Consider the following 25843-nt stretch of genomic DNA (forward strand, 5'->3'; position numbering starts at 1 on the left):
TAATCTGTGACTCCGATTCCGATCCGCCACCCGGAGGTACCGAGCGGATCCGTCACAGCCGAGGAAGTCTGTTGCCGAGCGAACCCACGCTGCTGTCCGATGTGGCGAGTCTCGCCGTCCTGCTGCTCGTGGTCGGTCTGCCCGGGGTGCTCACCGGCCTGGCCGCGGGCCTGCGTGGCTGGGTGCTCGCCGGGCTCACCCCGCTGCTGAGCTACGCGATCGGCGGTCTCGCGGGGCCGTGGACCGCGGCGATGGGGCTTCCGTTCAACACGCTCACGTTCTGCGTGACCACTGTGGTCTTCGTGGCTGTCGCGTTCGGACTGAGGCGGCTGACGGTGCGGCGCTGGCCGCCGGTGGCGGAACCGCGGGTGTGGTCCGCGCGCGGGCAGTGGGGCGTGATCGGATGCCTGCTGCTGGCGACGGGGCTCGGGTTCTACGCCGCCGTGCGCGGCATGGGCCACCTCGGCGCGATCGCGCAGGGCGGTGACGCGCCGTACGCGGCCAACGGCGTCCGCTACATCGCGACCACCGGCGACGGCAGCCTGTTCGGCATGGGCACGCTCAACTGGTACGGCGACGCCCACCCGCCCTTCTACCCCAACGCGTACCACCTGCTCGCCGCGATCCAGTACTCGCTGACCGGCGAGTCGTCGATCCCGCTGACGCTCGACGTGAACACCGTCGTGCTGCCGGGTCTGCTGGCGCTGTCGCTGGTCGTGCTGGTGCGCGAGTTCCGCGGCCGCGCGGTGCTGGCCGGCGCGGTGGCGCTCGTGTCGGCGGCACCGGTGATGAGCACGTACGAGTCGATGAACCGCGGGCCGCTGTTCCCGTTCCTGCTGGGGCTGGCTTTGACGCCGCTGGCGGCCGTGGTGCTGCGGCGCTACCTGGAGCGCGTGGCGCCCGACACCGGATTCCTGCTGGTCGCGGCCGCGGTCGGGCTGCTGTGCATCCACTCGTCGACGCTGTTCGGCGCGATCCTGTTCGCCGGGCCGCTGCTGCTGCAACGCTGGTTCTCCCCGGGCCGACGCTGGCACCGCTTCGGCCACGACCTGCTCGCGCTGCTGCCGATCGCGGTGGCGTCGGTTCTGGTGGCGTGGCTGCAGCTGTTCGGCGCGCTCGGCCTGGCCAACGGCAGCCTGCCGTACCTGGGCTGGCCGAGCGAGTACCGCGCGAGCACCGCGATCGGCGCGTTGCTGGGCTTCCAGCACTGGGAACCGCATCCGCAGCTGTGGCTTTCGGCGGCGTTGCTGCTGGGCTTCATCTTCTTCCGGCGGCTCGGCGACCTGCGGTGGATCGGCGTGACGGCGCTGATCACCGGTCTCGCGTACGCCGCCGTGTCGTCGTCGAACTTGCCGCTGGTGATGGCGTTTTCGCGACCGTGGTGGGACGACCCGTACCGCTTCATTTCGATGGCGATCGTGCCGCTGTCGTTCATCGCGGGCCACGGCGTGGCGTCAGTGCAGCAGTGGCTCGGCGAGCACCTGCCGCCGCGCGTCCCGTCGGTGATCCTGGCGGTGCTCGTACTGCTGGGCTTCGTGGGCGCGACGAAGGGCCTGTACGCGGTATCGAACAGCGACCGCGTCGCCTCCGGCTACCGCTCCGCGAACCCCCGCGACCAGACCATCACGCCCGGCGAGGAAGCCGCGATGGTCCAGCTCGGCCACCTCGCGGCCCCGGGCGAGTGGGCGATGAACGACCGTCTCGACGGCACGGTCTGGACGTATGCCCTCACGGGCGTCCGCACCGTCGCCGCCCACGACGACGGCACATCTCCCCCTTCGGACGCGCTGTACCTGGCGTGGAACTTCCGCGAGTACGAGACGGACCCGGCGGTGCGCTCGGCAGTCCAGCGGCTCAACATCCACTGGGTGATCCAGGGCCGGCCGATGGCGCCGCCGAACCCGCCGTACGCGTCGCCGGGGCTGGTAGGGCTGGCCGGGTTGCCGTTCTTGGAGCAGGTGTACCGGAACTCGGACGCGGTGATTTACCGGTTGAAGGGCTGAGGCGGCGGGTTTTTCAGCCGGCTGAGGTCCGGACCGCAGCCGGCCGGCGACCAGCCGCGTCAGGCGGCGGCGACCATGCGGCGGTTCGTGGCCCAGGCCGCGCTCGCGGCGAAGCCCGCCGTGAGGAGGTCGGCGACCGTGAACATGACGCGCGACGCCACGGCGAAGGCAGTGGCCTGGCCGACGGTGAGGCCGCTGGCCGTGAGGACGGCGACCTGGGCCACCTCGCGGACGCCGATGCCGCTGGGCAGGATGAAGGCGAAGGTGCCCACGGTCATCGCGACGGCCATGGCGCCGACGCAGAGCACGAAGCCGTTGAAGCCCGGCGCGCCGACGGAGTTGGCCAGGAGCCACAGGTGGACGCCCTGCAGGACCCAGGCCAGCGTCGAAGCGCCGAAGGTCTTGAGGACCACGGCCCAGGTCAAGGGGCGTTCGAGGGGCGGGCGCCGCAAAATTTTCAGCACCAGTGAAGTGCCCCACGTCAGCACGCGCGGGTGGAGCAGCGCCAGGCCGACCGGGATGAGCACGAACAGCCACATCGCGCGCGGGCTGTTGCTGAACACCGCCGGCGCCGCCAGCAGCGACACGACCAGCGCCGACACGACGCCGACGCCCAGCTGGATCAGCGAACCCGTGAAAATGCGGGCCCGCGCGAGTCCCGCTTTGCGCCCCAGCTCCATCTGCAGCAGGTACGCCCACACGGAACCCGGCACGTACTTGCCGAGCGAGCCGACCAGGCAGATCTGCGCGCCACGGATGTAGCCGATGGGTTTGCCGAGGTCGTCGACCAGAACCTGCCAGCCCCAGGTCGACACCATGATCGCCAGCACCAGCGCGGCCAGGCTGAGCACCGACGACTGCCAGGCCACATCGGACAGCGTGTGCCAGAACTCGGTCCAGTTGTCGGTGAGCGCCTTGGCCGCGAAGACCACCACGAGCACGATCGCGAGCCACCGCACCGCGTCGAGGATCTTCGCCTTGGTGGACTTCTTCGGCTGCGCAGGAGCCGGAGAGTCCTCCTCAGGCGTTCGAACGGTCGTCACTGACCAGTCTCCTCACAACGCAACACAGACGCATCACCCCTGGTCAGGTCTGCACCGTGACCAGACGGCTGAACTCGGCAAGCAGATCGTAACCGTCCCAGACGCCCGCAAAGGTCAAGGCAGAGCCGAACGGCACCACCCGATCGACACCGCGCCCGGCCAGCTCCGTCACGAACTCAAGCAGCTCGTCGCGGGTAAATCCGAACTGGGCCACGGTCTGGTCCTTGCGCAGAACCAGCGGCACGAGTTCACCCAACGAGGCGAGGTGCGCGTTGGCGAAAGTGCCGGCGCCGAGCCATTCGCGGGGCATCACGGTGGCGTCGGTGAGCTCCAGCGTCGCCAGGGAATTTCCGTCGAAAGAGATCGCCGACACGAGCCCGTCGACGGCCGCGCCGTAGGCCGACACGCGCTTCTGCACGGCCATCGCCGGCTCGGTCACGTGCTGCTTGGCCTCGAGCACCGATGCCAGCAGCGCCCGGAACTCTTCGCCCGCCACGCGCGCACCGTCGGCGTCGCCGACCCAGAACACCGCCCGCGGCGACGAGCACGCGGCCTGGTCGAACCAGTACGAGTCGTTGTAGAAGCCCTCGGCCGCCGCCCGCCGCTGCTCCGGCGTGGCCTCCTGCCAGCCGCGCACCGACGCGACCGCGAACGACGAGCGGTCCGGGAACGTGAGGTCGCGCGCGTGCGGCGCCAGCGGGTACTTGCGCAGCGCGGCGACGGAACCGTCGCCGCCCCAGATCACGCGCAGGTCGGCGGCCAGCGACAGGGCGCCGCTGACCTCGTCGCTGCGGTCGTAGGTGACCATGCGCTGGGTCGCGCGGATGGTCACCGCGGTCGCCGGCGACACGTCGTCCAGCGCCGCGTTCAACGCCTCCAGCACGGCCTCCGCCGCCCCCGCCGAGCGCGACGACACGCGCACGACGTTCGGGTTGCCCGCCAGCGCCGAAAGGGCCCACGAATACACGAAGATCGTGTCGACGTTGGCCGGCGGCACGTGAAACACGAGACCGCGCGGGAACCGCAGCGAGTCGCCGGAGGTTTCCAAAGTGGACAGTGCTTTCGCGAGCTCTCCCTTGCGCAGGAAGAAACCCAGCGACGCCAGCTCCGGGTAACGCCGCGCGAGGGCGGGCGCGAGGAGCTTGCGCGCGAACTTCGTGACGAACTCGACCACGCGCGGGTCGCCGACGGTCAGCCGGCCACCCGGCGGTTCGGCGCGCACCTCGGCCAGCAGCGAACCAACCTCAACCGGCTCCGCAACAGGGAACCGCTGCTCCAGAGACATCATGCGGCCGCCCCCGAGAACGTGTCCGAACAACCCCGCGCCTCGGCCTTCGGCAGCCGCCCCAGCACGGAGAAGTGCTTGCCGGGCCAGTCTCCGTCGTCGATGCCGTTGTAAACACCGAGGTCTTCGGTCAGCAGCACGTGCCCCGGGTACGAGCGCGGCAGCGTCGAGACGACCTCGATCACACCCGGCTTGCCCACCGGCTGCTCGCGCCACGTCTCCGGGTCACGGATCACGACGTCGGCGAAATCCGGGCAGTGGAGGGAGTTCCCCGACGGTCCTTCGAGGAACACGGTGCCGATCTGCTCGATCATCCCGTAGTAGTTGTGGATCCGCGTGAGGCCGGTGTCCTCTTTGAACCGAAGGCGGAACTCGGTGTTGTCCACGGCGCGGTCGATCAGCTTCTTCCAGCCGCCGGAGTGGATCAGGATGCCGTTGGAGAGATCAAGCCCGTGGTCGCGCGCCACCTCGTACAGGTAGAGCCACACCATGAAGGTGAACCCGAAGATCAGGAACGGCTTGTCCCCGTACTCGGCGAGGAACTTCTTCACGGCCTCGACGTCGGGCTGGTCGTTCTCGTCGAGCACGTACGTGTGCTTGCGGCCGAAGTTGGCCATGCCCAGCACGCCGGCGCCGCGCGCGGAGAACGAACGGCGGTTCTTGATGATGCCGATGGTGTCGACCAGCAGCATCGGGAGCCGCTCGCCGCCGAGGACTTCCTGCAGCGTCGCGCCGAGCTGCTTGGTCTGCGCGCCCGCCGCGTCCTTGTCCAGGTAGATGCGCGACGCGCCGGCGCCGGTGGTGCCCGAAGACGTGAGCGTCTTGAACACCTCGGCGTCGGGGATGGACTTGAGGTCGTGGGTCTTGAACATGCGCACCGGCAGCCACGGCAGGTCCGCGATCGTGGCGAACTGCGCGTTCGGCGCGATTCCGAGCGACGTCAGGATCCGGTCGTAGCCCTCGGAGCTCGCGCGGTGGTGCGCGGTCAGCTCCGCCAGCTCGGGAAGCAGCTGCGCCTCCCGCTCGGCCTGCGAGCGCGTGAACACACTCATACCCGTCCTTCCAACGACCGGTAGTCGATCTTCCCGCTGGCCAGCAGCGGCACCGTGTCGATCGGCCGCACGTCGAACCCGCTGGTGTGCAGGTGCAGCCGCTCCGACAACGCGCGCGACGCGTCCTTGCAGATCGCCTTGGCGCCGTCGCCCTCGGGCAGCTCGGCCCACAGCACGACCTTGTCGCCCGCCGGCACGGCCGCCACCACGTCGATGCCCACCGCGGCCTGGCGCACGGCGAGCTCCAGGTCGTCGAGGCTCACGCGATTGCCGAACACCTTGCCGATGCGCTTGAGCCGCCCGGTGATGAACAGGTACCCCTCTTCGTCGAGGTACCCGAGGTCACCTGTGGCGAGCAGCCCGCCGCACTCGTCGCCCGCGGCCAGGCCGGCCTCGTCGTCGGCGTAGCCCATCATCACGTTGGGTCCACGGTAGACGACCTCACCGACGATCTTGGGGTGCTTGGTCTCGATCCCGTCGTCGCGGCGGACGGAGAACGCGCCGCCGGGAAGCGCGGGGCCGGCGGAGCCGATCTTGTCGGCGAGGCGCTCGGCGGGCACGGTGGTCATGCGCGGCGAGGCCTCGGTCTGGCCGTACATCACGTACATCCGGCCGCCGACCGCGCGCATCTTGTCGTTGAACTCGACCACGAGCTCGTCGCGCAGCTTGCCGCCGGCCTGCGTGAGCGTGCGCAGCGTCGGGTACTTCTCGGGGTCGAACTTGAGGCGCCGCAACATTTCGTAGTGGTACGGCACGCCGGACAGCGACGTGATGCCGTATTCGTTCACCGCGTCCCAGAATCCGCGGCCGAGCACGCCCGACGCTTCGATCACCACGGTCGCGCCACGCACGAGGTGCGAATTCAGCACCGAAAGGCCGTAGCTGTAGTGCAACGGCAGGCAGGTGGGGGCGATCTCGTCGGCGTCGACGCTCAGCACTTCGGCGATCGCCTCGGCGTTGGCGAGCAAACCGGTGCGCGAGAGGCGGACGAGCTTGGGGTTGCCAGTGGAACCACTCGTCGGCAGCAGCACGGCGAGCTCGGGGTGCGGCTTCACGCCGTCAGCCGACTCGCGCACCCAGTTCTCGCCGGACGCCGTGTAGCCCTCGGGCACCGGGGCGTCCGGCGCGGCCAGCACGGCGGCGGGCCGGAACCGCGTGATCAGGCCCGCGAGCACGTCGGCGTCGAGCGCCGGGTCGATCAGCGCCACCGCGCGGTGGGCCTCGACGGCGCCGAGGTACCGCAGCACGCTCACCAGGTCGACGGACATCCGCGCGAACAGCACACCCGCGGGCAGCTCACCGAGCGCGGCCGCGACGCGCGCGACCTCCGCGTCCAGCTCGTCGCCCGCCAGCGTGCGGCCCCCGGCCGCGTCGACCAGCCGGGCACCCGCACCCCACAGCGTCACAGCACCAAGCCTCCGTCGATCCCCAGCACCTGTCCGGTGATGAACGCGGCGTCGTCGCTCACCAGGAACCGGATCGCCTTCGCCACGTCCTCGGCGGTCCCGAGCCGGCCCAGCGGCGTCTTCGCGACGTTGTCCGCCTTCGCGTCCTCGGACAGCCCCGAGGTGAGGTCCGTCTCGATCACGCCGGGCGCCACCGCGTTCACGCGGATACCCGAGCGGCCGAGCTCCTTCGCGGCCGAGCGCGCGATGTTGGCCACCGCCGCCTTCGACGCCGCGTACACGGTCTGACCTGCGCTTCCGTACTGTCCCACCACGGAGGCGAGCACCACGATCGCGCCGGATTTTTTACGCATCATGGCCCGCGCCGCGGCCTGCACAGTGTGCAGCGTGCCGGCGACGTTGGTGGCCAGCGTGGTGTCGACGAGCTCCTCGCGGATCATGCCGAGGAGCGCGTCCTCCATGATCCCGGCGTTGGCGACCACGACGTCGAGCCTGCCGTGCTCCTTCGCGACCCCGCGGACGACCGTCGACACGGCCTTGGCGTCGGTGACGTCGAGCGCGAGGCCGGCGGCGGCACCGACGGCTTCCGCGGCTTCCTTCGCGCGGGCCTCGTCGCGGCCGGTCAGGACCACCGTGGCGCCGGCCTCGACCAGGGCGCGCGCGGTGGCCAGGCCGATCCCGCGCGTACCTCCGGTCACCAGCGCGACGCGCCCGGTGAGATCAGTCATTCTTCGACTTCAGCTCGGTCACCATGTCCACGGCGACCTTGAAGCTCGACATGTCGATGACCTGGTCGGTGTCGAACTCGACGTCGAACTCGTCCTCGATGGCCGCGACCAGCGCCATGTGGCCGACCGAGTCCCACGCCTCGATGTCGCGGTACTTCAGGTTCTCGACGTCCACGTCACCGTCGAGGTCGAGCGCCTCTACGAAGACCTCGCGCAGCTTGGGGGCGACTTCCGGCATTTCAACGCTCCTAGTGCTCGTCGCGCGGGCGGGCGTCCCACGCTTTGACCAAGGTAGAGAGGTCGCCGGGCAGGCGGTCGGCCAGCCCATCCTCCGGGAGGCCCTCCTTGCCCTTCAGCCACGGCCCCAGTGCCTCGATCGTGGCCTCGTCCAGACCTCGGCGGGACAGGCCCACGACGTTCACGCCGGTGACGCGCGCCGGGTTGCCCACGGCGATCGTGAACGCGCCCACCTCGCGCCGCACGGCCGAGGCCATGCCGACCATCGCGCCGGGACCGACCACCACCTTCTGGTGCAGGATCGCGCCCATGCCGAGGTTGGCGCCGTCCCAGATGTGGCAGTGGCCGCCGGTGAGCACGTTGGACGCGATGGTGACGCCGGAGCCGACCAGGCAGTCGTGGGCTATGTGGGAGCCGCGCAGGTAGTAACCGTCGCTGCCGAGCGTGGTGGTGCGCCAGGTGCCCTGGTGGACGGTCGCGTACTCGCGGATGCGGTTGCGGCTGCCGATCACCACACCGTGGCCGTCGGCGTCCGCGTCGCCGGTCGGTGCGGTGTCCCAGCCGGCGGGGTGTTCACGGCCACGGTCCTCGCCCGGCGTGCCGATGGTCACGTGCGGGCCGATCCAGTTGCCGTCGCCGATCCTGGTCGGGCCGACGATCACCGTGTACGGTCCGATCACGTTGTCGTCGCCGAGCTCGACGCCTTCGCCGATGATCGCGGTGGGGTGGATTCGGTTGGCCACGCTGGTGATCCGTTCCGTTTCGTTTTACCGCTGTCGGGTCCGAGCGGCCTGGGGTCTGGGGCAGGCGGCGGCGCCCGGTAACGTGTGGCCCGCGTTCACGCAGGGCGGCCGGGCGCAGAACCGGCGGCTCTCCGGCCTCGCGGCCTGAGCGCACTGCACTGTACCGGACGCATCGAAATCGCCTGCCGAGAGAGACTGCCGATGATCCCCATTACCGTGGTCGACGTCCGTGACGCGGAAGACCTCGTCGTCGAGGTGCTGCGATCCGGCGCCATCGCACAGGGGCCGATGGTCAAGCGCTTCGAGGACGCCTTCGCGCACGTCGCGGGCACGAAGCACGCCATCGCCGTAAACAACGGCACCACCGCGTTGGTCGCCTCACTGCAGGCGCTGGACCTGGCACCGGGTGACGAGGTGATCACCACGCCGTTCACGTTCGTCGCGACGCTGAACGCCATCCTCGAGGCCGGCGCCACCGTCCGGTTCGCCGACATCCGGCGCGACGACTTCGCGATCGACCCCGACGCCGTGGGCGCCGCCGTCACGGACCGCACCAAGGTCCTGATGCCGGTGCACCTGTACGGCCAGACGGCGGACATGGGCAAGCTCGCCCCGCTCGCCGCCGAGCACGGGCTGCAGGTCATCGAGGACTCGGCGCAGGCGGTCGGCGCGTCGTTCGAGGGCCGCGCCGCCGGCTCGTACGGCATCGGCTGCTTCTCGCTGTACGCGACGAAGAACGTGACCACCGCCGAGGGCGGCGTGATCACCACCGACGACGACGTGCTGGCCGACAAGCTGCGCGTGCTGCGCAACCAGGGCATGCGCGCCCGCTACCAGTACGAGATGGCCGGTCACAACTACCGGATGACAGACCTGCACGCGGCCGTCGGCATCCCGCAGCTGGAGAAGCTCGACCAGCTCACCGCGGCCCGCCAGGCCAACGCGAAGCGGCTGTCGGAGGGGCTGGCGGGCACGCCGGGCCTCGACATCCCGCAGGTGCTGCCGGGCCGTGAGCACGTGTGGCACCAGTACACCGTGCTCGTGGGCCCGCACGCGATGCTCTCGCGCGACGAGCTGGCCGCCTCGCTCACCGAGCGCGGCATCGGCAACGGGATCTACTACCCCAAGATCGTGTTCGACTACGACTGCTACCGCGGCCACCCGCTGATCCCGGGCGCCGACGTGAACGACTTCCCGGTGGCCACGGCCGTCGCGGCGCAGGCGCTTTCGCTGCCGGTGCACCCGCACCTGACCGACGCGCAGCTCGACAAGATCATCGAAACGGTTCGCGAGGTGCTCGGCGCATGACCCACCGCATCGCCCTGATCGGCACGGGCAACATGGGCTCGCTGCACGCGCGCGTGCTGGCGGCCAACGAGCGCGTGGACCTCGTCCGCGTGATCGACCCGCGCGAGGAAGCCGGCCGCGCCGTCGCCGAGCGCTACGAGACGCAGTGGACGCCGGAGCTCGACTCACTGTCCGATGTGGACGCCGTGGTGCTCGCGTCGGCCACCGAGGTGCACTACGACCTCGCGCAGGAGATCCTCGGCCAGGGCAAGCCGATGCTCGTCGAGAAGCCGGTGTGCAACAGCTTCGAGCTGTCGCAGGAGATCGTGGCGCTGTCCGAGCAGAAGGACGTGCCGCTGATGTGCGGCCTGCTCGAGCGCTACAACCCAGCCGTGATGACGGCGCGGGCGCTGGTCAACGAGCCGGTGCACTTCATGGCACGCCGCCACGGCCCGTACGCGCCGCGCATCAAGACCGGCGTCGCGTGGGACCTGCTGGTGCACGACGTCGACCTGGCGATCCAGTTCTTCGGCGGCGCCACGCCGGCCCGCGTCACCTCGGGTGCCGGCTACTTCCACCCGAGCTCGGTCGAGGGCGCGGAGGACGCCATCGAGACGGTGCTGTCGTTCCCGACCGGCCTGGCCACGGTGTCGGCTTCGCGGCTGGGACAGAAGAAGGTGCGTTCGCTGGTCGTGTCCGAACTGGACCGGCTGATCGAGATCGACCTGCTGCGCCGCGACGTGACGATCTACCGCCACGTGTCGCACGACTCCGTGACGCCCGACGGCCTCGGCTACCGGCAGCAGACCGTGATCGAGATCCCGGAGCTGGTCACCGCGCGCGAGCCGCTGGCCACGCAGCTGGACCGGTTCCTGGACCTGCTCGAGGGCAAGATCGACGCCGCCGTGGAGCGCGACCTGATCCTGCCGTCGCACCACGTGGTGGCGCAGGTGCTCACGCAGGCCGCGGCTTAGGTCTTCGGTAAGACGGTTTTTCGGTAAGACGGAGTCATTTGGTGAGGCGGGTGCCGTCCTTGCCGTACGCGACCAACGGGGTCAGTACGGCGGGGTCGGGCACTTCGCGCTGGTCGAACCAGAACACGACCACGCGGGGGTCCACGCTCCACGCCGCCGTCTGCGCCACCACCGGCTTGCCGTGCACGGTGCTGACGATCTTCACGGCAGGCCCGGAGAAATAGCCGTACACGGGCACCCAGGTACCGCCGGCTGCCATGCCGCCCGCGGTGGCGTGGAAGCCGAACGAGCGATCGGCGCCGCGGATCTCGTTGCTGGCGTAGAGCGACAGGTAGCCGGTTTTGGTCTGGACCGCGGCCATGATGCCGAAGTGGACGTCGGGCAGGGCCGCGTTGTCGTCGATCTTGGTCGCGTAGAAGACGAGCTCGCCGCCGGCGGCGGTCTTGATGCCGGTGTGGATGACGTCGCCGTAGGGCTGGGTCGCCGAGTTCGGCACCTGGTCGATCGCCGACGTCGGCGGTGGCGAGGTGGTCGGCAGGGCGCCGTCCGACGCGACCGGGCCGCTGGTCGCCGGGGCCGGCGGCGCGGCGACGGGCACCTGCGTCGGCTCCGCCGGCGTACGCAGAGCGACGGCGCCGAACACGATCCCGACGACGGCGGCCACCGCGGCGGCCGCACCCGCACCCGTGGCGATCCTGCGCCGTCGACGGATGCGCCGGCCCTCGGTGATGATCCGGCCCAGGTCGGGCGCGGCGAACGGCTGGTCGGGCTCTTCGCGCAACGCGGAGCGCAGCTTGTCGAGGTCGTTCACCGCCCGCTCCCTCCGATCAGCACGTCTTCCGGCCCGGCGTCCACCCGCAGCTTCGCGAGCGCCCGCGAGTTCGTGCTCTTGACGGTACCCACCGACACGCCCAATTCATCGGCGACCGCCTGTTCCGGCAGGTCGAAGAAGTGCCTGAGCACCACCACGGCCCGTTCGCGGCCCGTCAGCCGCGCCAGCGCGGACGTCAGCCACTCGCGCTGCGTCACGGCCTGCGCGACGTCCTGGCTCGTCGGCCGCTCCGGCACTTCCTCGGAGGCGTACTCGCGCAGCGGGCGCCGCCAGCCGTCGATCACGTGGTTGACCAGCACGGTCCGGGCGTACGCGTAGGCGTCCTTGCGTCGCACGCGCGACCAGGCGGCGTAAGTGCGGGTGAAGGCGGTCTGCGCGGCGTCCTCGGCCTGGTGGCGGTCGCCGGTCAGCAGGTACGCCGCGTGGGTGAGCCGGTTCGACGAGGCCTGCACGAACTCGACGAACTCGTCGTCACTGCGCGCCACCCGCGAACCCCCGATCTCCACGTCTACGGGACGGCTGGGTGCACGTCAGGTTGCCGCCGCTAGAGCTTTTGCACGCGACCCGCGATGAGCGCGTCCAGGTCCAGCACCACGGGCATACCCGCGACGTCGAGCTCGACTTTGCCGGAGTGCTCGCCGAAGTTCTCGTAGTCGCCGTCGACAAGACGATAGGTGATCATGCTGACGGGTGCGTCGAGGTCGATGATCCAGTAGTGCTCGATGCCGGCGTCGGCGTACTCGAAGTGCTTGGTGACCTGGTCGGTGCGCTTGGCGCCTTCGGGCAGGATCTCCACGACCAGAAGGGCATCTTCGGCACGCACTCGCGCTGGGTTTTCGTCGAGTACGGAAGCTGGAGCGACCAGCACATCCGGCACACGCACGGTAGGCGGAGCCTCGTTGAGCAGCAGCTCTACTTCATTGACCGCACTGAAGTCTGGTGCGAGCTGCTCGTCCAGCAGGTACGTAGCTCGCCAGATCGAACGCTGGTGAAAAACGAGCGGGCGCGGCGACACAGCGAGAACCCCTTCGACGACTTCGACATGGAACTCCGAGGTCTCCGGAAGTTCCGCCCAGTCGTCGAGGGTCAGGAGGTGGTGAGGCCACTCGAGGGCACTCATGGCAAATCCTTCACTTTCAGTGACCGCAACAGTGATCAAGACTACCGTCCGCGTTCACCGGTCACCTCAAAGCTACCCGCTGAAGTCGCCGGCTGGAGAGCCCCAGCCGGAGGCGTCGTCCGACAGGCCGCGGCGGCGGGCGTTCTCCGCGCGCACCCGCTCCACTTCGGACTGGATGTACTCCTCGTCGTAGCGCTGGAACACGCGCGCGGGGTTGCCGGCGACCAGGGTGCGCGGCGGGACGTCCTTGGCCACCACCGAGTTGGGCTGCACGGTGGCGAAGTCGCCGATCGTCACGCCGGCCATGATGACGACCAAGCCGCCGATGAAGCAACCCTTGCCGATCTTCACGGGTTTGCGCTCGATGAGGTCGCTGCCGGAGTGGTTCTGCAGCGTCATGTTCGCGAGCCAGCTCGAGTGCGTGAAGATGAGCGTGTTGAGGCCGATGCTGGTGTGCTCGCCGATCTCCAGGCCGCCGCTCGCATCGAGGGCCGCGCCTTCGCCGATCCAGCAGTGCTCGCCCATGGTGAGGTTCTCGGGGCTGATGATCTTCACGCGCTCGCGCACGCGGCACGTCGAAGGCAGCCCGTAGAACGCCGCCCGCTCGGCGTCGTTCAGGTACTGCGAAACGAGGTCGTTCATGATCATCGGCCGCAGGCGGTTGCTGCGGTCGTCATCGAAGAACATCGTCGCCCGCCACCATCTTCGTGAACACGCGCAGGTGTTCCTCGGCCACCACGTCGAGGCCGAAATTGGCCCGGACCATGGCGCTTTCCCGCTGTGCTATCCGTTCCCTCAGCGAAGGGTCGTCGAGCAGTGACAGCACGGTCGCCTCCACGGCCTCGGCGTCGTCCGGGCGCACGAGCAGGATGTTCTCGCCGTTGCGCAGCTCGATGCCCGGGTAGTTGTCCTCCGTGACCGACGCGATGGTGGCCGTGCCGGACAGCATCGCCTCCAGCGACGCGGTGCCGCAGCCGCCGTTGAGGTCGTGGGTCACGATGTCGGCCGCGGCGAAGTACGCCGGCACGTCTTCCTTCGGCACCGCACCCGTCACGACCAGGGCTTCCGCCACGCCGAGCTCTTCGGCGCGCTTGAGGAACGCGTCGTGGTAGACGCGCCCGACGATCACCACGCGCACGCCCGGGTGCCGGTCGAGGATCGCGGGCAGCGACTCGATCAGCGGCAGCCGGTTGCGCAGCGGGATCACGTGGCCGAGCGAGACGATCAGCGGCGCGTCGCCCACCTCCAGCTCCGTGCGCACGTCCTTGGTCACCGGCTTTTCGAAGTGCCCCGTGTCCACGGCGATCGGGAAGTACTCGGAGTTCGCGTCGCTCGTGCCGTAGCGCTCGACGCAGTAGTCCACGCCGAGCTTGTCGAGGATGACGTAGCGCGGCCGGATGTAGGAGAGCACGGGCTTGACCAGCACCGCGTCGAGTATCCGGAACACGCGCGAGTACAGCTTGTTCTCGCTGATCAGGAGCGTGTGGATGGTCAGCAGCACGGGCAGCTTGTGGCGCCTCGCGTAGAACCCGGCCAGCCACGACAGGTCGAAGAACTGGCCGTGCAGGTGCACCGCGTCGGGCTTGAACTCGTCCAGCAGCTTCCACACCCGCCGCCAGTTGCCCGGCTTGAGCGACGCGAAGCTCATGTCGAAGTCGATCGACAGGCCGAGCTGCGGCATCTTCGCCGCGGGCAGCCGCACGACGCGGTAGCCGTCGCGCTGTTCGTCGGCCGGCGCGTCGCCGTAGGCCGCCGTGATCGCGAGGACCTCGTGGCCGGACGCCGCGTACTCACCCGCGAGCGACGCCGACATGTGGGCGCTGCCGCCCACACGGGGCGGGAAGAAGTTGTTCACCACCGCGATGCGCATCGCACGTCCTTGGGCTGGGCCCGCGGCGGAGTTCACTCGGAATCCCTGACGAGGGCTCGCATGCCCTCTTCAACCGAGATCGTCGGCTCCCAGCCCAGCATCTCGCGGGCCCGCGTGATGTCCGCGGCCCGGCGCGACACGAGCACGTCACGCTCGTTGAACTGCGGCTGCACGTCGACGCCCACGGCCTCGATGAGGATCTTCGCCAGCGTGGCGATCGAGGTGTCGACGCCGGTGCCGATGTTGATCGGCAGGTTCGACTGCTCCGACTCCAGCGCGGCGACGACCGAACGGGCCAGGTCCGACACGTGCACGAAGTCCATCGACTGGTCGCCGCGGCCGTCGATGATCGGCGGCTGGCCGGCGCGCAGGCGCTGGATGAAGTGGTTGATCACCGACGTGTAGTAGGCCTCGATCTTCTGGCCCGGGCCGTACACGTTGAAGAAGCGCAGCGCGTTCCACGACAGGCCCTTGGTGCGCTCGTAGAAGCCCAGCAGGTCCTCGCCGGCGCGCTTGGAAATGCAGTACGGCGTGAGCGGGCGCAGCTCGTCGTCCTCGTGCATCGGCAGGCGCTTGGGCTCGCCGTAGACCGAAGCGGTGGACGCGAACACCAGGCGCTCGACACCCTCGTCGGCGGCCGCGGCGAACACGTTGTGGTTGCCGGTCATGTTGATGTCGATCGACTCGTGCGGGTCGGCGATCGACTTGTTGATCGAGACCGTGGCGAAGTGGATCACGTGCGAGCAGCCGCGAATGGCCTCGCGCACCGCGCCGCCGTAGCGCACGTCCTGCTCGACCAGCTCGACCTTGCCGGTGGCCACGAATTCGTTCACGCGAGCGCGGTCGCCGCGGGTCATGTTGTCGAAGATGCGGACGGTGTACCCGCCGTCCAGCAGCAGCGGGATGACGTGCGCGGCGATGAACCCACCGCCGCCGGTGAAGAACACCTTCTTCTCGGACATGGTGGCTGCTTCTCCTCGGTCGGCGATCTTCAGTCGGTTTCGGGTCATCAGCCGAGCGCGCGAACGGCATCACGCACGGTCGTCACCACACGGTCCACCTCGGCTTCAGTCAGCTCCGCATGCATCGGGATCGCCAGCTGCCTGCGGAACGCGTCGGCGGAGACGGGCAGCGGCTGCTGCTCGCCGTACACCGGCTGCAGGTGCGAAGCGTACGTCCCGAAATTGCACTGAACGCCCTGTTCGCGGATACGCAACGCCAGCGCGTCGCGGCTGACCTCGGGCGCGACGGTGAGCAGGTAGGCCTGCCAAGGGTGCTCGCGGTCGGGCAGCTCGACGGGCGCGGTGAGCTGTTCGACGTCGGCGAACGCCTCGTGGTAGCGCTTGGCCACGGAGCGGCGGGCGGCGAGCAGGTCGGGCAGCCGATCGAGCTGCACGCCCATGATCGCGGCCTGGATGTCCGACAGGCGGAAGTTCCAGCCGAGCTCGTGGAACTCCGGGATCGGCAGCGTGCCCGAGCCCTCGCGGCTGATGGCCGGCTCGATGCCGTAGGTGTGCATCTTGCGCGCGTGGGCGATGAGGTCTTCGCGGTTCGAGACGAGCGCGCCGCCCTCGCCCGCGGTGATGCCCTTGCGGCCGTGGAAGGAGAACGCGGCGAGGTCGGCGAGGCTGCCGGCCGGGCGCGTCTTGTACGTGGCGCCGGCCGAGCAGGCGGCGTCCTCGAACAGCCACAGGCCGTGCTTGTCGGCGATGGCGCGGTACTCGTCGAAGTCGCCCGGCAGACCGGCGACGTCCACGGCGAGGATGCCGACCGTGCGCGGCGTGATCAGGGCTTCGATCGCGGCCGGGTCGGCGCTGAAGATGTCGGGCCGGATGTCGGCGAACACGGGCTTCGCGCCGGCCTGCAGCACGGCGTGGCCGGTGGCGGGGAACGTGTAGTCGCCGACGATGACCTCGTCGCCCGGCCGCACGCCGAGCACCTTCAGGCCGAGGAACAACGCGGCGCCGCAGCTGCTGGTGGTCAGGGCGTGCGCGGTGCCCGTGGTCTGCGCGAACCGCTCCTCGAAGCGGCGGCACGCGGGACCGGCGCCGGCGAGCCAGCCCGAGCGGAACACCTCGGCGACCGCCGCCAGCTCCTCCTCGCCGACTGTCGGCCTCCCGAGCAGCACCTGTTGGTCGGCCGGTTGTCCAGACATCCCCGCTCCAGTTTGTTTCTCGCACCAAAGTCGTTGCGCAAGCTCGTCCCGAAGTGTATATACACGTACTCCGCCGAGCCGGGCGTGGGGACGAAACGTGCCGGTAACGGGCGGGCGGAGCGCTTAGTCTTGCCGCATGCGGATCGGGGTTCTGGGGGCGGTCACGGCGTGGGACGCGGCGGGGGAGCCGGTCGTCGTCGGGGGTCCCCGGGTGCGGGCGCTGCTGGCGCAGCTCGCGCTGGAGTCGGGCCGGTTCGTGCCGGCGGAGCGGCTGATCGACGGCCTCTACGGCGAGGAGCCGCCGGACGGCGCGGCCAACGCGCTGCAGTCACAGGTGTCGCGGCTGCGCAGCGCGTTGAAAACTGTGGCGCCGGTGGAGTTCACGGGCGCGGGCTACCGGCTCGTCGTGGAGCCCGACGAGGTCGACGTGCACCGGTTCGAGCGGCTGGCGGGCGACGGGCGGCGCGAGCTGGCGGCCGCCGACGCCACGCGTGCCAGCGACCTGCTCGGTGAAGCTTTGGCGTTGTGGCGCGGACCGGCGTTCGCCGACGTGACCGAAGCGCCCTTCGCGGCGACGCAGGCAACCCGTCTCGAGGAGCTGCGCTCGGACGCGGCGAGCGACCGCATCGACGCCGAGATCACGCTGGGCCGCGCGGCGGAGGTGCTCGACGAGCTGCGGGCGGCGGTCGTCGCCGCGCCCCTGCGCGAACGGTCGCGCACCCAGCTCGTGCGCGCGCTGCACGCGGCGGGCCGCTCGGCCGAGGCGCTGGCGGCGTTCGAGGACGCGCGCCGCACGCTGGCCGACGAGCTCGGCGCCGACCCCGGGCCCGAGCTGGCCGAGGCGCATCTGGCCGCGTTGCGCAGCGAGCCGGCGGCCGCGTCGTCGCCGTTGCCCGCACAGCTGACCAGCTTTGTCGGCCGCGACGGCGAGCTGCGGCAAGTCGGTGAGCTGCTGCGGCACGCGCGGCTGGTGACGTTGCTGGGTCCCGGCGGCACCGGGAAGACACGGCTGGCAGTGGAAGTCGCGACGGCTCATGCCGGGTCGGCGGCGTTCGTGGAGCTGGCGCCGCACGTCGCCGATGATGTCGGGCAGGCCGTGCTGAGCGCGCTGGGCCTACGCGAAGGCGCGTCGCCGTTGCGGGGTTCGGGCGTGCAGGACCCGGTGGAACGGCTGGTGTCGGCGTTGCGCGACCAATCGACGTTGCTGGTGCTGGACAACTGCGAGCACGTGGTCGACGCGGCCGCGCGGCTGCTCGCGCGCCTGCTGCCCGCGTGTCCCGGCCTGCGTGTGCTCGCGACGAGCCGGGAGCCGCTCGGCATCACCGGTGAGCAGCTGGCGCCGGTGCCGCGGCTCGCAGTGCCGCCGCCGGGCACTCCCGCGGCCGAGGCGCTGGGGTTCCCGGCCGTGCGGCTGTTCGCCGACCGAGCGGCCGCGAGCGACCCGGCGTTCCGCGTGGACGAGGACACGATCGGCGACGTCCAGCACATCTGCGCCGCGCTCGACGGCCTGCCGCTCGCGCTGGAGCTGGCGGCGGCGCGCGTGCGGACGCTGCCCGTCGGCGAGATCGCCGCCCGGCTGGACAACCGCTTCCACCTGCTCGCGCGTGGCAGCCGTACGGCGGAGACGCGGCATCGTTCGCTGCGCGGCGTCGTCGAATGGAGCTGGGAGCTGCTGGACGACGACGAACGCCGGCTCGCGCGGCGGCTCACCGTGTTTTCCGGTGGGGCGACGCTGGGTCTTGCCGAGCTGGTGTGCGAGGTGCCGGACACCGTCGACCTGTTGCCGGGTCTGGCGGACAAATCACTGGTCGAGACCACGGGCGATCGCTACCGCATGCTGGAGACGATCCGTGCGTTCTGCGCGGAGAAGCTTTCGGGCGCGGGCGAAACGGCGCGGTTCGAGGCGGCGCACGCTTCGGCCTTCCTGCAGCTGGCCGAAGAAGCCGACCCGTTGCTGCGCACCGCCGACCAGCTGCGCTGGCTCGACCGGCTCGACGCGGAGTACGACAACCTCGTCGCCGCGCTGCGCTGGTCGACGGACGCGGACCAGCGCAGCGCGCTGCGGCTGACGGCCGCGCTGGCCACGTACTGGTGGATGCGCGGCCGGCGTTACGAGGGCGCGATGCTGTCGCTGGAAGTCGTGAAACGCTGTGGTCCGGTCGCTCCCGAGGGGTACGAGGAGCAGTTCCTGATGTGCGTGCTCAATGCGATGTCCGGCGCCCCGGGCCACGACGCGACGCTGCCCTACCGGTCCACAGTGGAGCATTACGCGCGAGACATGTCCTGGGCACCAAGGCATCCGACACTGAGCCTCCTGCTGGGCGTGGTGATCGGCCCGCCCGCCGACGAGGAGACGCTCTTCACCCGCAGCAACATCATGGCCGGCGGTGACCCGTGGAGCAGCGCGCTCGTCCCCATGGGCACAGGCCTGCGCGCGATGCTCACCGGCGACCTCGACGAGGCCGAGACGAAGCTGCGCGAGGGCGAGTCCCGCTACCGCGCCCTCGGCGAACGCTGGGGGCTGTCGATGTCGCTCGACCACCTGTCGCAGCTGCTCACCTGGCGCGGCCGCTGGGACGAGGCCATGGCCGCCATGACCGAGTCCATGGACCTCATGCAGCAACTCGGCGCGGCCGACGACTACGCCGACCTGCTCTGCCGCCGCGCCGACAGCCGCACCCGCCGCGGCGACGTCGCGGGCGCACGCGAGGACTATTCGAAGGTGATCGCGCTGGCCCGCCGCGCCGGAATGCCGGAGACGCGCGCTTCGGGTTACGTCGGCTTGGCGGCTCTGGCGCGCCGGGACGGCGACTTGGCGGGGGCTCGTTCACTGGCGGAGCGCGCGTTGGCGGAGTGCACCAGCGGCTCCTTCTCGGTCGCCGCGGTCCGCGGAGCGGCGACGATCGCGTTGGGCTGGGTTGCCGTCGCGTCGGGCCACGCTTCGGAAGCCCGCGCGCTCATGCGCGAGGCCGTGGAGGCGGCGCACCAGTGGCAGGACAGCACCGTGCTGGCCTCGGCCCTGGAGTGCGTCGCGGGCGCCGCTCTGCTGGAGGGCCACGCGGAGGAGGCCGCCATGCTGCTCGGCGCCGCCGTCGCCGCGCGCGGCACGGACGTCGCGGGCCAACCGGACGTCGCCGAGGTGGCCGACCGCGCCCGCGCTCAGCTGGGCCCGGGTTACGAGCGGTATTACGCCAGCGGACGGGAGTTGACGGTGCAGAAGGCGTTGACAGCGGCGGGGATCGCTCCGTAACTCCCCGCTGACCTGCACTGTCAGCCATCGTGCGTCGTTCGTGCGTGGGCCGTCAGCGGGGCCCGGCAGCGTGAGGGCCCGGAGCGAACCACGGAGGCCCACCATGACCATCACCGCAGCGTCCACCAGTCCGGGCAGAACGCTGACGCCTGCGCGCAAAGCCGCCATCATCGGCGTCTGCGTGCTCGTGCAGATCCTTACGGCCGTCGACATGACGGTGCTCCACCTGGCGATCCCGGCGTTGTCCGAGTCGCTGCGGCCGACCACCACGCAGGCGCTCTGGATCGCCGACGGGTACGGGTTCGCGTTGGCCGGGCTGCTCATCACGGCGGGCAACATCGGCGACCGGATCGGGCGCAAGAAGCTGTTGCTCGTCGGAGCGGCGGTGTTCGGGCTCGTGTCGGTGGCCACGGCATATGCGCCGAGTGCCGAGCTGCTGATCGTGCTGCGGATCCTGCTCGGGGCGAGCGCGGCGACGCTGATGCCGTCGACGCTGTCGATCCTGCGCAACACCTTCACCGGCAAGGAGCGCACGGCGGCGATCGGCGTGTCGAGCGGGCTGACGATCCTCGGGTTCGGCCTCGGTCCGCTCATCGGCGGCGCGCTGCTGTCCCACTTCTGGTGGGGTTCGGTGTTCCTGATCAACGTGCCCGTAGTCGTCGTGCTGATCGCCGTCGGCATCTTCGTGCTGCCGGAGTCGCGCAATCCCGTGCCCGGGCGGCTGGACGGAGTCAGTGTCGCGCTGTCGCTCGTGGGCATCCTCGGCGTGGTCTACACCATCAAGGAGATCGCGTACGAGGGTCTGAACCACTGGGACGTCTACGCGGCGGCGATCCTCGGCGTCGGCAGCCTGCTCGCGTTCGTGCTGCGCCAGCCGCGCCTGGCCGAGCCGCTGATGGACTTGCGGCTCTTCCGCAACCGCGCCTTCTCGGCGACGGTCGTGACCACCGTGCTCGCGATGTTCGCGCAGCTGGCCGTGAGCGTGATCTCCACGCAGTACTTCCAGCTCGTCAACGGGTGGTCGCCGCTGAAGTCGGGGCTGGCGGGCCTGCCGGGCATGGGCGGCGCGCTGATCGGCGGCACCCTCGGCGCCGTGCTGATCAAGTCGCTCGGCCGCGCCGGCACGGTCACGCTCGGCTGCCTGTCCTCGGCGATCGGGTTCGCGCTCTACAGCCGAACGGACGTCGGCACCGCGTATGGGTACCTCGTGGTGACGATGGTGGTCTTCGGCATCGGTCTCGCGCTGATCCTCACCGTCGCGACGGACACCGTGCTCGGCGTCGTCCCGAAGCACCGCGCGGGCGCCGCGTCGGCCATCTCCGAGACGGCCACGGAGCTCGGCGGCGCGCTGGGCATCGCGGTGCTCGGCAGCGTGCTCGGCTCGCTCTACCGCCAGGGCCTGCCCGCGGATGTCCCGGAGCCGGCTCGGGAGACGCTGGCCGGCGCCGCGGAGGTGTCTGCGCAGCTCCCGGCCGGTCCCGGGGCGCAACTGCTGCACACCGCGCAGCACGCGTTCATCGGCGGCCTGCAGGTGACGATGCTCGGCGCCGCGGGCCTGATGGTGCTGGTAGCGGGCGTGGCGTGGGTCGCGCTGCGCGGGGTGCCGAAGGTACTGGAAGACCCGGCTGAGTGACCGCGACCCCGGTCCGGGGTGGGCGGAAGTCCACTTCGGACCGGAGTTCGCCAATGGGTCACCTGATGCGTGAAGAACCGCATTTCAGACCACTTGGGCTACGCAACCGACGCCGAGGTCGCGTAGCCTTTCTGTCCGTGCGTAACGTGGTGGTGATCGGTGGCGGAATCGTCGGCCTGGCCGTGGCGTGGGAGCTGTCGCGGCGGGGGCAGGACGTCACGGTGCTCGAGAAGGAGGGCCGCTGGGCGGCCCACCAGACGGGCCACAACTCCAACGTGGTCCACGCCGGCCTCTACTACAAACCGGGCTCGTTCAAGGCGCGGATGTCCGTGGCCGGCAATCGGTCCATTGTGGACTTCGCGCGGCAGTACGGCGTGCCCGTGGAGGTGTGCGGGAAGCTCGTGGTGGCCACGAGCGAGTCGGAACTGCCGGCCCTGAACACCCTCGCCGAGCGCGCCGAGGCCAACGGCGTGCCGGCCAAGAAGGTCACCGCCGCCGAGGCGCGCGAGTACGAGCCCGAGGTGGCGTGCGTCGGGGCGCTGCGCGTGGAGTCGACGGGCATCATCGACTTCCCGGCCGTCTGCGCTTCGCTCGTGCGCCTGCTCGACGAGGCCGACGCGGACCTGCGGCTCGACACCGAGGTCGTCGGCATCCGCCCCGGCGCCCACGGTGGCGTGGAGGTCGCCACCGGCACGGAGGTCATCCACGCCGACGCGCTCGTGAACTGCGCCGGCCTGCAGTCCGACCGCGTGGCCGAGCTGGCCGGCGTCACGCCGAGCGCGCGCATCGTGCCCTTCCGGGGCGAGTACTACGAGCTCAAGCCCGAGCGCCGCCACCTCGTGCGCGGCCTGATCTACCCCGTGCCCGACCCGACGCTGCCGTTCCTCGGCGTGCACCTCACCCGCATGCTCGACGGCAGCGTGCACGCCGGCCCCAACGCCGTGCTCGCGCTGCGCCGCGAGGGCTACCGCTGGGCCGACGTGTCCGTGAAGGACCTCGCCGACGTCGCCCGCTTCCCCGGCGCGTGGCGGCTGGCGCGCAAGTACGCGTTCCCGACGGGCCTGGAAGAGGTGCTGCGCTCGTTCTCGAAGAAGCGCTTCGCCGCGAGCCTCGCCCGGCTCGTGCCCGCCGTGACGGAGGACGACATCGTCCGTCACGGCTCCGGCGTGCGGGCCCAGGCGCTGCGCGCGGACGGCTCGCTCGTGGACGACTTCCTCATCGAGACCGCCCGCGACCAGGTCCACGTGCTCAACGCCCCGAGCCCCGCGGCGACGAGCGCGCTGGAGATCGCGAAGCACATCGCCGACCAGGTAGCGGCGTAACCAGCGCAAACGCGTCCGCGGAAAGTTTTTGAAATTTCCGTGAACCGTCCGGCCTCCTCGCTCCGTGTGTTGGCCGCACGCGGAAGATCACGCTGGAGGTCCCGGAAGCCATGAACCACAACGCCTCGCACTTCGGTGAGCCGGCCACGACGTTCCTGAAGCCGAACCTCGGCCAGGACCCGGCGAACCTGGGCCGGGTGGTTCAGGCGGTTGCTCGCCCTGGTGCGCCCCGGCCGCTGCGGGTCGACGTGGCCGGCGGTGGCCCGGTCGGGCTGATCTTCGCGTGCACGCTGCGCTCGATGCTGGGCGACAAGGTCAAGATCCGCGTGTTCGACCGCCGCTGGATGCGCCGCGACGGCCGGATCGCCTGGCAGGGCACGGCGGAGGGCAACAACCGCCGCGAGCAGGTCGTCACGCTGCAGAGCAACGTCTGGGGCCAGCTGCCGATGCTCGTGCGGCGCCGCCTGTTCACCGCCGGCAACTACTCGGAGATGTGGCCGCTCGGCCCCGACTCCCCCACGCACCGCGGCCGCCCGCGCAACATCAAGGTCCGCTGGATCGAAGACTGCCTGCTGGAGATGGCGCAGGACTTCTACGGCATCGAGCTCATCCCCGAGCCGTACACGCAGCCGAAGTCCTGGGACGGCCTCGACGTGCTCGCCATCTGCGACGGCGCCCGCTCGAAGACGCGGGAGGACCTCAAGGAGGCGTTCGGCCCGTCGAGCCGCGACCTCTACTCCGTGGGCGGCACGCCGCTCGACGAGACCGTGCTCGGCATCCGCATCAAGGGCAAGGTGCCCGACGAGCACACCGTGCCGCTCACGGTGTGCCAGAACCGCTTCCTGTTCAACTCCCTCGGCGGCGGCTTCATCAACATGCGCCTCACCGCCGAGGAGGCCTCGGAAGTCTTGGCCTACGGCGAAAACGGCCCGGTTCCGTGCATCGGCAAGTTCGGCTGCACCATGCGCCCGGACGGCGACAAGTTCGTGTGCGACCGCCACCGCTCGGTGTTCAAGCCCTCGGTGGACAAGCTGTCGTTCCTGTGGCCGCGCATCGCCGACGGCGTCAAGTTCTTCGGTGCGACGATGGCCGACATCGTGGGCATCACGTCGTTCAAGCTGGGCATGCAGCAGAACCCGAAGTTCACTGCGCAGCTCGCGCCGTCCACGTACGCGTTCCTGCTCGGCGACGCCGCCAACTCACTGCACTTCTGGCCGGGCCGCGGCCTCAACACCGGAGTGAAGAGCGTGCAGTCGCTCGCCGCGAACCTCGCGTCCCGCTGGGCCGGGCGAGCGTTCCGCGCCGCCGACTTCGCGCCGCACGAGGGCCTGATGCAGCAGCTGCAGTACCGCGAGAAGTCGCGCGCCTGGACCACGATGCTGATTCCCGACGAGAACGGCCTGCCGCGCGGCATCGAGGACCGCATCCGCGCCGGCCTCACCAGCAAGGAAGACCGCCAGGCGCTGGCCGACACGCTGTACAAGCGGCTCCTCGCCGTGAAGTCCCGGCTGGAGGGCCGCATGGGCACGCTGGCCGACGACGCTTGGTACCGCTCGCGCATCAACTCGCTCGACGTGAAGACCCTGGGCGTGATGGTCGAGTCCGGCGCCTGGATCACCCGTGAGATCGGCGGCGACGAAGTGGCGGTGAACATCGAGGTGGCACCCGCCGACACCAACGCCTCGGAGCCGACGCGCCGCGCCCCGTCGCCCCAGCGGCCGGCCCGCCCCGCGTCACGCAACATCCCGGTGGCGCGCACCGCCCCGGCCGGGCCGCGACGCCCCGCCGGCGTGTCCTGACGCGACAGTCCACTCAGGACTTTCAGGTCGGGAGGTTCCCCGAAACCAGGGGAACTCCCGCCTTGACGGCGTCGCACGCCTTCGAGGGGTCGTCGAGGTAACCGGACACGATCTGGATCGACGACGTCGGCGTGACGGCCAGGCCGGCGCCGCAGTTGACGCCGCCGGAGTCGTTGAAGTTGGCGAAGATCGACCAGTGGTGACCGTCGGCGTCGATGGTCGAGACCGGCGGCACGTCCATGCCGGGCCACTGCGTCATCGGCAGGTCGGGGCCGAGCCAGACCTCGAAGGCCTTCTGGCCGCGGTCGCCGTCGGTGTCGTCCCACAGGCAGAACACCGCGTTGGGCACGACGCTGGAGTTCTGCTTCTCACCCTGCGGCGCCACGTGCAGCGACGCGGCTTGGTCGGGCTTCAGCAGCGTGCACGGGTCCAGGCCCACGAGCGGCCCACTCGGCGGCGCCGCACTGCTCGGCGCAGTCGGCGTGATCTGCGGCGCGGGCTGCCCACCCGGCAGGTGCGCGGCGACCTGCGGCACCGCCTGCTTCGCCGCGTCGCACGCCTTGGTCTCGTCCGGGTTGGACACGCTCACGAACGCGTAGGACTTCGGGCCGAGCGTGGTGTAGAGGTCGCAACTGCCGGGGATGAACGAGCCGTAGCGCGTCCACTGGAACCCGCCATCGGAGAAGGGCGGGGCCTTGACGACGGCGCCCTGCAAGTAGTCGTCCAGCGACTGGTCCACCGACCAGCCGACGGTGAGGATGGTCAGCGCCGCACTGTCGTCCTTGCTGTTCCACAGGCACATCGCCGGCGTGCGCAGCTTCTCGCTCGCCGCCTGCCCCTTGCCGGGCGCGCGATAGCCGAGCGCATCGGCCTGCTGCCGGCCGACCAGCGAACACGCGTCCACGACCTGCTGCACGGGCCCCTGCCCGGGCACCGGCGCCGCGGCGCCCCCGACCCGCACCGTGCACCCGGCCACCACCACGGCCACACCGGCCACGGCCACGGCCGCCCGCACTCCCCTGAACCCCATCGACGTCTCCTCCTCGCGCCCGAACCCTAGCGGGCACACCGGGGTGGCACCGGCTATCCACGGAAACGACGACG

General features: G+C 70.4%; 22 protein-coding genes. 7 read left to right on the forward strand and 15 right to left on the reverse strand.

The window, feature by feature from the left end; genetic code table 11:
* Nucleotides 1–71: 71 nt before the first annotated feature.
* On the forward strand, nucleotides 72–2003 hold the full coding sequence (locus tag AB0H62_RS05705) for a DUF6541 family protein (RefSeq protein ID WP_220245607.1): 1932 nt from the start codon (nucleotides 72–74) through the stop codon (nucleotides 2001–2003).
* Between the two features lie 59 nt (nucleotides 2004–2062).
* Here AB0H62_RS05705 and AB0H62_RS05710 read toward each other — a convergent pair whose 3' ends face one another.
* From AB0H62_RS05710 to AB0H62_RS05740, 7 genes are read right to left on the reverse strand one after another with little or no spacing between them, the layout of a single operon-like run.
* Nucleotides 2063–3046 carry a lysylphosphatidylglycerol synthase transmembrane domain-containing protein gene (locus AB0H62_RS05710; RefSeq protein WP_266118261.1) on the reverse strand — a complete coding sequence of 328 codons (984 nt, stop codon included), beginning with the start codon at nucleotides 3044–3046 and terminating at the stop codon, nucleotides 2063–2065.
* 43 nt (nucleotides 3047–3089) lie between these two features.
* Nucleotides 3090–4334 (reverse strand): acyl-CoA reductase, encoded by a 1245-nt coding sequence (locus AB0H62_RS05715; RefSeq protein ID WP_360584333.1) that lies wholly within the window; start codon nucleotides 4332–4334, stop codon nucleotides 3090–3092.
* Nucleotides 4331–5383: an acyl-protein synthetase gene (locus tag AB0H62_RS05720; RefSeq protein WP_360584335.1), complete on the reverse strand. Its 1053-nt coding sequence runs from the start codon at nucleotides 5381–5383 to the stop codon at nucleotides 4331–4333. Before AB0H62_RS05720 ends, AB0H62_RS05715 begins: the two co-directional genes overlap by 4 nt.
* On the reverse strand, nucleotides 5380–6789 hold the full coding sequence (locus AB0H62_RS05725; RefSeq protein WP_220245603.1) for an AMP-binding protein: 1410 nt from the start codon (nucleotides 6787–6789) through the stop codon (nucleotides 5380–5382). Before AB0H62_RS05725 ends, AB0H62_RS05720 begins: the two co-directional genes overlap by 4 nt.
* Nucleotides 6786–7517 carry a glucose 1-dehydrogenase gene (locus AB0H62_RS05730; RefSeq protein WP_360584337.1) on the reverse strand — a complete coding sequence of 244 codons (732 nt, stop codon included), beginning with the start codon at nucleotides 7515–7517 and terminating at the stop codon, nucleotides 6786–6788. The genes AB0H62_RS05725 and AB0H62_RS05730 overlap by 4 nt, the downstream gene beginning before the upstream one ends.
* Nucleotides 7510–7755, reverse strand: coding sequence for an acyl carrier protein (locus AB0H62_RS05735; RefSeq protein ID WP_266118260.1), 246 nt, complete (start codon nucleotides 7753–7755; stop codon nucleotides 7510–7512). Before AB0H62_RS05735 ends, AB0H62_RS05730 begins: the two co-directional genes overlap by 8 nt.
* Before the next feature lie 10 nt (nucleotides 7756–7765).
* Nucleotides 7766–8497 carry a UDP-N-acetylglucosamine acyltransferase gene (locus AB0H62_RS05740; protein ID WP_220245600.1) on the reverse strand — a complete coding sequence of 244 codons (732 nt, stop codon included), beginning with the start codon at nucleotides 8495–8497 and terminating at the stop codon, nucleotides 7766–7768.
* Between the two features lie 201 nt (nucleotides 8498–8698).
* Between AB0H62_RS05740 and AB0H62_RS05745 the strand changes: the two genes are divergently transcribed.
* Together AB0H62_RS05745 and AB0H62_RS05750 are read left to right on the forward strand one after the other, a co-directional pair.
* Nucleotides 8699–9805: a DegT/DnrJ/EryC1/StrS family aminotransferase gene (locus tag AB0H62_RS05745; RefSeq protein ID WP_220245599.1), complete on the forward strand. Its 1107-nt coding sequence runs from the start codon at nucleotides 8699–8701 to the stop codon at nucleotides 9803–9805.
* Nucleotides 9802–10758 (forward strand): Gfo/Idh/MocA family oxidoreductase, encoded by a 957-nt coding sequence (locus AB0H62_RS05750; protein WP_220245598.1) that lies wholly within the window; start codon nucleotides 9802–9804, stop codon nucleotides 10756–10758. The genes AB0H62_RS05745 and AB0H62_RS05750 overlap by 4 nt, the downstream gene beginning before the upstream one ends.
* A gap of 34 nt (nucleotides 10759–10792) precedes the next feature.
* On the opposite strand, the gene AB0H62_RS05755 is transcribed toward AB0H62_RS05750, so the two are convergent.
* Genes AB0H62_RS05755 through AB0H62_RS05785 form a run of 7 tightly spaced genes read right to left on the reverse strand, consistent with a single transcriptional unit; the run spans nucleotide 10793 to nucleotide 16735 of the window.
* On the reverse strand, nucleotides 10793–11569 hold the full coding sequence (locus tag AB0H62_RS05755; protein WP_360584340.1) for a hypothetical protein: 777 nt from the start codon (nucleotides 11567–11569) through the stop codon (nucleotides 10793–10795).
* On the reverse strand, nucleotides 11566–12075 hold the full coding sequence (locus tag AB0H62_RS05760) for a SigE family RNA polymerase sigma factor (protein WP_220245596.1): 510 nt from the start codon (nucleotides 12073–12075) through the stop codon (nucleotides 11566–11568). The genes AB0H62_RS05755 and AB0H62_RS05760 overlap by 4 nt, the downstream gene beginning before the upstream one ends.
* A 59-nt stretch (nucleotides 12076–12134) precedes the next feature.
* Nucleotides 12135–12749, reverse strand: a complete 615-nt coding sequence (locus AB0H62_RS05765) for a Uma2 family endonuclease (RefSeq protein ID WP_360584342.1) — start codon at nucleotides 12747–12749, stop codon at nucleotides 12135–12137.
* A 33-nt stretch (nucleotides 12750–12782) separates the two neighbouring features.
* Nucleotides 12783–13397, reverse strand: coding sequence for an acyltransferase (locus AB0H62_RS05770; RefSeq protein WP_220245594.1), 615 nt, complete (start codon nucleotides 13395–13397; stop codon nucleotides 12783–12785).
* Nucleotides 13384–14580, reverse strand: a complete 1197-nt coding sequence (locus AB0H62_RS05775; RefSeq protein WP_220245593.1) for a glycosyltransferase family 4 protein — start codon at nucleotides 14578–14580, stop codon at nucleotides 13384–13386. Before AB0H62_RS05775 ends, AB0H62_RS05770 begins: the two co-directional genes overlap by 14 nt.
* Before the next feature lie 32 nt (nucleotides 14581–14612).
* Nucleotides 14613–15542 carry an NAD-dependent epimerase/dehydratase family protein gene (locus AB0H62_RS05780; protein ID WP_220245592.1) on the reverse strand — a complete coding sequence of 310 codons (930 nt, stop codon included), beginning with the start codon at nucleotides 15540–15542 and terminating at the stop codon, nucleotides 14613–14615.
* 47 nt (nucleotides 15543–15589) lie between these two features.
* Nucleotides 15590–16735, reverse strand: coding sequence for a DegT/DnrJ/EryC1/StrS family aminotransferase (locus AB0H62_RS05785; RefSeq protein WP_360584345.1), 1146 nt, complete (start codon nucleotides 16733–16735; stop codon nucleotides 15590–15592).
* A 136-nt stretch (nucleotides 16736–16871) separates the two neighbouring features.
* Between AB0H62_RS05785 and AB0H62_RS05790 the strand changes: the two genes are divergently transcribed.
* From AB0H62_RS05790 to AB0H62_RS05805, 4 genes are all read left to right on the forward strand, one after another.
* The gene (locus AB0H62_RS05790) at nucleotides 16872–19985 is read left to right on the forward strand and encodes a BTAD domain-containing putative transcriptional regulator (protein ID WP_220245590.1); all 3114 of its coding nucleotides are present in this window, start codon (nucleotides 16872–16874) and stop codon (nucleotides 19983–19985) included.
* 103 nt (nucleotides 19986–20088) lie between these two features.
* Nucleotides 20089–21618 (forward strand): MFS transporter, encoded by a 1530-nt coding sequence (locus AB0H62_RS05795; protein WP_220245589.1) that lies wholly within the window; start codon nucleotides 20089–20091, stop codon nucleotides 21616–21618.
* A gap of 137 nt (nucleotides 21619–21755) precedes the next feature.
* Nucleotides 21756–22940, forward strand: a complete 1185-nt coding sequence (lhgO, locus tag AB0H62_RS05800) for an L-2-hydroxyglutarate oxidase (RefSeq protein ID WP_360584348.1) — start codon at nucleotides 21756–21758, stop codon at nucleotides 22938–22940.
* 110 nt (nucleotides 22941–23050) lie between these two features.
* On the forward strand, nucleotides 23051–24739 hold the full coding sequence (locus AB0H62_RS05805) for a hypothetical protein (protein WP_360584350.1): 1689 nt from the start codon (nucleotides 23051–23053) through the stop codon (nucleotides 24737–24739).
* A 22-nt stretch (nucleotides 24740–24761) separates the two neighbouring features.
* Here AB0H62_RS05805 and AB0H62_RS05810 read toward each other — a convergent pair whose 3' ends face one another.
* Nucleotides 24762–25769 (reverse strand): DUF3558 family protein, encoded by a 1008-nt coding sequence (locus tag AB0H62_RS05810; RefSeq protein ID WP_360584352.1) that lies wholly within the window; start codon nucleotides 25767–25769, stop codon nucleotides 24762–24764.
* Nucleotides 25770–25843: the final 74 nt, after the last annotated feature.

Source organism: Amycolatopsis sp. NPDC050768 (assembly GCF_040654155.1).
Lineage (GTDB): Bacteria > Actinomycetota > Actinomycetes > Mycobacteriales > Pseudonocardiaceae > Amycolatopsis.